General features: G+C 64.1%; 5 protein-coding genes and 1 pseudogene. 2 read left to right on the top strand and 4 right to left on the bottom strand.

What is annotated here, in order from left to right:
• Both Q4I23_RS28580 and Q4I23_RS28575 read right to left on the bottom strand, forming a co-directional pair.
• Positions 1–1654 (bottom strand): transposase (locus Q4I23_RS28580; RefSeq protein WP_498528459.1); only part of this gene is annotated, 1654 nt, incomplete at its 3' end.
• Positions 1651–2283: a TnsA endonuclease N-terminal domain-containing protein gene (locus tag Q4I23_RS28575; protein ID WP_498528458.1), complete on the bottom strand. Its 633-nt coding sequence runs from the start codon at positions 2281–2283 to the stop codon at positions 1651–1653. The genes Q4I23_RS28575 and Q4I23_RS28580, both read right to left, overlap by 4 nt.
• A 413-nt stretch (positions 2284–2696) precedes the next feature.
• On the opposite strand from Q4I23_RS28575, the gene Q4I23_RS28570 reads away from it, so the two are divergent.
• On the top strand, positions 2697–4526 hold the full coding sequence (locus Q4I23_RS28570; protein WP_498528457.1) for a hypothetical protein: 1830 nt from the start codon (positions 2697–2699) through the stop codon (positions 4524–4526).
• 778 nt (positions 4527–5304) lie between these two features.
• A pseudogene (locus tag Q4I23_RS28565) lies at positions 5305–5688 on the top strand (magnesium chelatase subunit ChlI family protein); the annotation flags it as partial.
• 19 nt (positions 5689–5707) lie between these two features.
• Here Q4I23_RS28565 and Q4I23_RS28560 read toward each other — a convergent pair.
• Positions 5708–6328 carry an HdeD family acid-resistance protein gene (locus Q4I23_RS28560; RefSeq protein WP_498528456.1) on the bottom strand — a complete coding sequence of 207 codons (621 nt, stop codon included), beginning with the start codon at positions 6326–6328 and terminating at the stop codon, positions 5708–5710.
• 151 nt (positions 6329–6479) lie between these two features.
• On the bottom strand, positions 6480–7121 hold the full coding sequence (locus tag Q4I23_RS28555; protein ID WP_498528455.1) for a LolA family protein: 642 nt from the start codon (positions 7119–7121) through the stop codon (positions 6480–6482).
• Positions 7122–7146 lie beyond the last annotated feature (25 nt).

Below are 7146 nucleotides of genomic sequence, written 5' to 3'. Positions count from 1 at the left end.
GCGTATAATCGTCGGCAGCGTCAGATGTGTATAAGAGACAGATCTCCCACAGGGCGACCGGCGGCCGGTGCCGGTCCCGTTGCGGCACATCGTGGTATTCCTGCGTCTCCGGGTCGTAGAAGTAGACGACGCTCACGTTGCGGGGGTCGTACCGCACCACGTACTTGCGCCCGTCCTTCCGGCTGGCGAACAGCCGCAGCAGATCGCTCTGGTAGGTCAGCCGGTTCAGCCGGATGCCGTAGCTCTGGACCGTACGGTACTCCACCGGCAGGAAGTCCTTGAGCAGCCGCCCAGGGTCCGCCGGCATCCGGGGAAGACCGCGGCCCGGGATCCGGTCGCTGCCGAGAAAGCCGTGCTCGTACGCCTTCAACGGGGTAGTTCCGATCGCCGAATGCTTTTCGCGGTGGTAGCGGTCGACGATCATCACGGCGATCCGCTCTTCCGCTTCCTCCAGCGTCAGCGCCGCGCCGGCGCGCCCATCGTAGTCCTTGCCCCGCTCCGCCACGCTGTTGAAGGTGTAGCCGGGGATGAGGCGGACGTCGGCCATCATCGTGCCGATCAGGCGCTCGATGCGGCCGCCGAAATAAGGCTGGCCAAGCGGACGGAACTCGCCGCGAATGCGCCACTGCCGGCAGCCGAGCTGCAGACCGCGGCTGTCGAACTCGGCGGCGTTGTCGGTGAGGATCGCCTCGTCGATGCCCCACACCGGGTACGGCGACTCGAGTTTGTGGCGGCGGCAGAACTCGGTCTTGTCCAGAATGCCGTGGGTCAGCGCCATGGCCACCGACAGGGTCGACGGACGGTGGATCGACAGGTAGAAGCCCTTGACCACCCGGCTGTACTCGTCGATGGCCAGCGTCAGGACCGGGCGGGTGACCGCATCGCCGTCCTCGGGGCTGACGACGAAGAAGTCCGCCACCGTGTGGTCGATCTGAAGGCGCTGCAGCGGCCACCGCGCCGGGTCGTGCGTCCCGTAGGTCTGATGGTGCCGGCGCTCGGCCGCCATGCCGCCGTAGCGCGCCCGGTCGACCTCCTTCGGGTCGAGTTCCCGGATTCGCTCGCGGATCGTGTTCGGCGCCACGGCGCCGAGGTTGGCGCGGCGAAGGCGCCGCTGGGCTTCGACGATGACGTCGACCGGCCGCGCGCCCGGGGTCGGCAAATAGACCTCCTCGATCACCGCCGTGATGACCTGCTCCGCCGCGGGGGCGATGCGCTTGCACCGGCGCCGTTTGCGGTAGGCGTGCGGGATGAGGCAGGTGAGGGACCCCTCGGACTCGTACCGGTGCATCAGCCCGTACAGCGTCGAGACGCTGAGGTCGAGGCGCTCGGCCGCCGCGCGAACGTCCTGCTTGGACCGCCGCCGCAGCGCCAGCAGGGCGTCAATCTCGTCCTGCCGCCGGCGCCCGACCTCCAGCTGCGGCTCGGTGAACTCCGCCAGATCGGGGATCGCCCGCCGCTGCGCTGCGGTCGCCCCCCGCCACGGCGTCAGGCCGGCCGTCGGACGCACCCGCCGCTCGCCGGTGGCCGTATCCTCGACCAGGACGCTGTCCAGGGAGACGACCGAGACGACGACCCCGGCCCGTCCACCGAGATCGACCTCCGTGCCGGGCTCGAGCCGGAAGGTGAGCGGGGCTGGCAGATCGTCCCCGGTCACGGCGCCGCCTCCACGACCAGGTCCATGCCGATCGGCGCGCACGGGTCGGCGCGAAGCGTGCGGTTGGCCAACATCGGCCAGAAGGCCGTGTAGAAGCCGGCGCGGTCGGCGCGGTCGGGACACAGCGTGCGCACGAGGTCGAGCACCGTGCGCGGTCCGCCCGCCAGGGCGGCCAGGATTGTCCCGGCAAGGGCGGGATCGGGTGTGACGTCCCGGTATGCCGCGAGGAAGCGGGCGTTCTCGAACCGCACGGTGCGGATGGTGAGTTCGGTGACGATGCGGAACCGCATGCCGTTGGCCTGCGCCCAAGCGCGCGCCTGGCGGTACTTGTCGCGATCGTTGGGCCACCGCTTGCGGAGCTGGTCCCGGTACTTGACCTCGTAGATGACGACGCGGTCGCGGTAGGTGACCTTGAAGTCGGGGGTGTAGCGGCGCAGCTTGCCGTCCGGGCCGGCCAGGGTCAAGGTGACAGGCTGTTCCAGGATCTCCAGGACGTCGTCGCGGGCGCCGAGCAGCGTCAGAAAGTCGCGCTCCAGCCCCGATTCGAAGCGGACGTCGCCGCTGCCGTCGGGCAGCACGTGGCGTCCCGTGAAGCTGCGTGTGTTGGGCTTTATGATCCGCCGCCGCATCCTTCACCCTCCGATCATATCTTGGTAAGCATTCTACCGCATTGCGAATCGCCCTGCACATGCATAGAAGGGATTTTACTAGACTTATCGATAGCCTATTGCGAGAGCGCTTTACGCTTATTCGATTCCCATTCACGGGAGCCTTAACATGCTCCCGATTCGCGGTCGCAATGCTCATCGATGCGGTAAACTGATGCTATGTTTGCAGTTTGTCAGGGCTGTTCGGCAATCGAAACGTTAGCAAACATCCTTGATGGAGCAACTACGCGACACCAAGGGAATCAACGAACAGTACGGAAGCGAAACACAAAGTTTTTGGCATTTGCATGCCTCTGCTTCAATACCTGAATACAATCAATTGCAGTGATCCTGCAAAAGCGTCAGCCTGTTCTCTTCACAGAGGCGAAGGGGCGATGATGAGCCACGACTCGGAGCGCGCTGACGACGGCTTGAACGATCTCTTTTTTCAGACATTCCCATCTGGCGGCCCTTGGCAGCTTCGCTGGATCAACGGCCCCCAGCGCAACGGCACCGACCCTTTCGACCCACTGGTGGAGTGCCTGTTTGTCGGCGTCAGTGGAAATTACAGCCCGCCCCGCAGGGCCCAAGCCGCCGCAGGATGGCTGCCTCTCTTGATCATCGGCAGCTTTTGGTACAATGGACAAATGATTTCGAAAGATCACACCGGTTTCAAAACGTACGAAGTCACAGTGACGATCGACGGCTCCAGTGTTCATGAATTCAACGGCTACGAGGGAGTTTTACCCAATAAGAAGAGGCCGTACATAATTCCAGAAGATGTTTATCGCCTGTACAGCGATGATGTGCGGTTTGTCGGAGTAAAGGTCGGCCGCGACCCGTTCGCGGTGATCGTCCCAACCATGACGCTTGCCCAATTTTATATCGGGTCGTCAACGGCCCTTGCCCAAGCGCTCTTGAATGGTGCGTTTCTCCGCGCCCCCGAGACATTGTGCGATCTCACACGCACACGGCCTGAAGCTCCACGTGTGTTCCGCCTCGCGCCACGTCCCGGATTCACCGAGAACGACTATCCACTCCTCGCCCGGTTTTTCGCGGCAAAGGAAGGGTCACCCGAACGCGGTGCATACAACCTACCCTTTGCAGAGGTTCTGACGGCGACGGCGGCGCGCCGCCGCCCTTCTCTCCGAGCAGCTTTTCCGTTCCATGGCACAACGACACTGACCGGAGAGGGCTACAAATTCGAGAGCTGTCTTGCCGATGGAACGAAGGTCGAACGCATTCTCATGCTTCGCCTGGAATACTGCACTGGTCCACTCCCCTTCGACGAATTAATCGTTGAAGAAGAAGTCACCATGGCCCCAGAGGAGTTTGATGAACAGGGACGTCCATATGTGCATGCGATTGCGGGGCACGTTGGCCCGCGGCAGGTGGTGAATGAACGCCACCCCAACCGATATCTACCCCCGGTAGAGATCGACCTTCCACTGGCACGGCCACGTTTCCAGGCTCTGGAGACCCTACCGGTGCGGATAGAGACGGTCGAACGCCCGGCAAAGACCGCCCCGGCCGTCCATGTCCCCGGCGACGCTCTGGCGCCGGACGAGGTCGCAACCGGGCCATTATCGTCCGACAAGGGCAATACCCGCAGAGCCCGTGTCAATACCACGGTGGATCAGGTGACCCCTCTTACACAGCCAGAAGTTGAACTGTTTTGTGAGATGCTGGTGAAATTGGCACGCAAACCTGGTGTGGCCAACTTGTCCAGTGTGGTGCTTCCAGGCGACGATCGGACTGCCTACGGCTTCACTTTTGGATGCGTTCCGGCCCACCCGAATGGCGGATGGTGGCACAAGATCGCTGACAAAGTGACACGCATGCTCCTCGCCGCCGAGTTCACGGTGAACGGGCAATGGATCACCGTGATCGGCGTGGAGCCACGTCCTGATCATCCCAACGACTGGCAAGGGTTGATGCTCGTGGCTTATCCCGATCACGATCGCATTTCTGATGAAGACTTTGGCAAAGTCGCCGAGTTGATCCGTCGTCGTCGTGATTTGTGGGGCAAGCGAACACAGACCGGCAAAAGCCGTGAAAAAATGCCGAAGCACCTGCTCTTTGCTAAAGTCACGAACACAGATGCCACGGCGGAAGAACTCGCCGTTGCCATTCTGGCGAAGACCGGATCGCTGAAACCGAACCATAATCCCATAGACGACGAAGAAGAACGCCTCGACCAAGAGGCTGTTTCAAATTGCCGCTGAGGCTGCCTCGTGACACCAGCCACATAATCGCTGCTTCCGCAGTCGCTGCGTCAATGCCGAGACGCACCGCTCGCGCGATCAGGATCCCGAGCGATACCGGCTCACCCGGCGGACACTCCAGACAGATCGCCCGTTCCACCGCACGCGTTGGGGGCTTTCCCCGGAATGTCAACAGGCGGGTCAAATTGGCTCGCAGGACCGGAGGGACCGCAGACTCCGTCATTAGGAAATACGGTTTTCCCAGCGCGAAGGCCTCCTGACGGGTTTGCCGAGTGGCATCGCGAATGGTGGCCCATCGCGAGCGGACGGGGCGCCATTCCAACAGGTCGAGCAGATATTCCTGGTCGCGGGAGTGGCCTCGCTCGATCAATCGGATGCGGATGAGGCTTGGATCCGGCGACGGACACCGCTCCCACTCGTACAACCACAACTTGAACGCCAGAACCAAGGCTAGGTCGGAGCCGATCGGACCGAGATGGCGGGACAGAATCGCCGGATCGGGAAGTGGACTGTTCCAAGGGATCATTTCACGACTCCCAGCGTGATCATCAGCGCGACGATGAAATGCACCCGTTCGGCACACTCATGAGTGTCGCCTACTGAGAACACGGGCTCTCGGGGTTTGGGTGGTAAGCGAACAAACCAGCTAGAAAGCAGTCCGGCGATAAGCTGAAGATACAAATTCAGTCCGGAAGTTTGCTGCTTTGGTCTGATGCTTAGTTGAATGAGAATCATGGCTATGTGCGGCTTTCAGTCTGATTTTTGACTGGAATTCACACACATCGACGTGCCCGCCGTCAGCCCCGCCGACCTCAGCCTGCCGCCGCCCGCCGAGGGCAGCGCCGAGGTGGCCGCCCGCGTGGCGGTGGCCCGCGCCATCCAGGCGGAGCGCTACGCCGGCTTCGGCCCCTTTCCCGAGGGCCGGGCGGTGCGCACCAACGCCGAAGCGGACGGCGAACTGCTGGAAAAGGCCGCCGCCCCCGACCAGCCGGGCCGCGCCCTGCTGACCGAGGCCGCGGAGCGGCTGAAGCTGTCGGCCCGCGGCTATCACCGCGTCATGCGCGTCGCCCGCACGCTGGCCGATCTGGAGGGCGGGGGCGGCGTGCGCCGCCCGCACATCGCGGAGGCGATCGGCTACCGCCGCATCGCCCCCGGTCGATAGGCTTGGGTCCGCTGAGCGTTTATTCCGCCGCCACGGCGTTGCCGTGATTGGAATGATGATTCCGGTCGTGCAGGCAGCGGCGCAGGCGGACGGCGGTGATGATGGCCAGCGCGCCATAGGCGATCAGGTAGCTGCCGACGCCCAGCGCCACGGCCAGCAGACCCAGCGACGGCAAGACCCACATGCCGAAGCCGAACAGAACCGACAGGGCGCCAGCCACGCCCCAGGCCCATTTGCCGTGGGTGCGGTGCATGCGCCACGCCGTCATGATCTTGGCGAAGCCGGTGATGACCGACCAGGCGGCGATCACGAAGATCAGCGCGAACAGGCTCGCCTCCGGCCACAGCAGGGCTACGGCGCCCGCCACCAGACTGACCACGCCGTCAAGGAGGAAGGGCAGACTGCGCTCCTGCGCCTGGGCGGCGCGGACGCCGCCGACGATGGCGAACAACCCGTCCATCAGCAGGTAGGCCGCGAGCAGAACCGCCAGGGTGGCGACCGTCGCCCCCGGCAGAAGGAAAGCCAGCAGGCCGAGCATCACCGCCGCGGTCCCGCGCAACGCCAGCGCCCACCAGTTGCGCGCCAGCAGATCGTTCATGCCCTGGACCCGCCTGGCCTCGTACATCGCCTCCGTTGCCATGTCTCGTCTCCCCTCATCCGTTCGAGTGCACCGGACGCGGGTGAGCGCGCCCTATACAGCACGGCAACAGGATCAGGAGGACTTCGTTGCGGCGGCGGGTTGTCGCGGCGGCGGGATTCGCGCGAAATCCGTGCGAATTCTTTGGGGCGGGTCAGTTGCTGCGGCCGTAGTCGCCCTTGCTGGGTTCGATGAAGTAGAAGAGCTTCGAGTCGAACTGCATGCCCTCGCGCGGGTTCATCAGCGCCACCTCGGTCGTCAGCCCCTGGGCGTCCAGCACCCGCCATTTGCGGAGCTGGAAGGGCCGATCCTCGAAGACCAGCGTCAGGGTGCCCTTGCCGGGGTCCTTGGTCTCGGTCAGGCTGATCTCCACCAGCCCCGGCGCCTGAAAGACGCCGGTCACCGTCACGTCGCCGGACAGCCGGATGTTCTTGCGCAGGATGAAGTCGGCCAGCGTGCTGCCGATGGGAGCGCTGGACTGCTGCCGCATCTCCCCGTCCCAATAGAAGATGAAGGCGCCGTCGGCGACGACGAAGTCCTTCACCGGTGGGTCGTACTCCAGCCGCATCCGGCCGGGACGCGCCAGGTAGAAGGTGCCGGCGGTCTGGTGCCCGTTCGGAGCGACCTGCACGAACTTCGATTGCAGCGTGCCGATGCCGTTCAGATAGCTTTCCGCCTGGGCCACCAGCGCTTGGTCCTGGGTGGACAGGGCGGCGGCGCGCGGCGCGGCGAGCGCGGGGTCGAGGACCGCTCCCGCCGTGGTGACGGACAGAGCGACGGCCTGTCTCTTATACACATCTCCGAGCCCACGAGACTATAAC

The sequence above is a fragment of the Azospirillum sp. UFLA03-27 genome (assembly GCF_059803775.1).
This window is presented reverse-complemented; position numbering and strand designations above follow the sequence as displayed.

Coding starts and splice junctions, on each gene's coding strand:
- Q4I23_RS28575 (WP_498528458.1), bottom strand. CDS start 2,283: ATGCGGCGGCGGATCATAAAGCCCAACACACGCAGCTTCACGGGACGC.
- Q4I23_RS28570 (WP_498528457.1), top strand. CDS start 2,697: ATGATGAGCCACGACTCGGAGCGCGCTGACGACGGCTTGAACGATCTC.
- Q4I23_RS28560 (WP_498528456.1), bottom strand. CDS start 6,328: ATGGCAACGGAGGCGATGTACGAGGCCAGGCGGGTCCAGGGCATGAAC.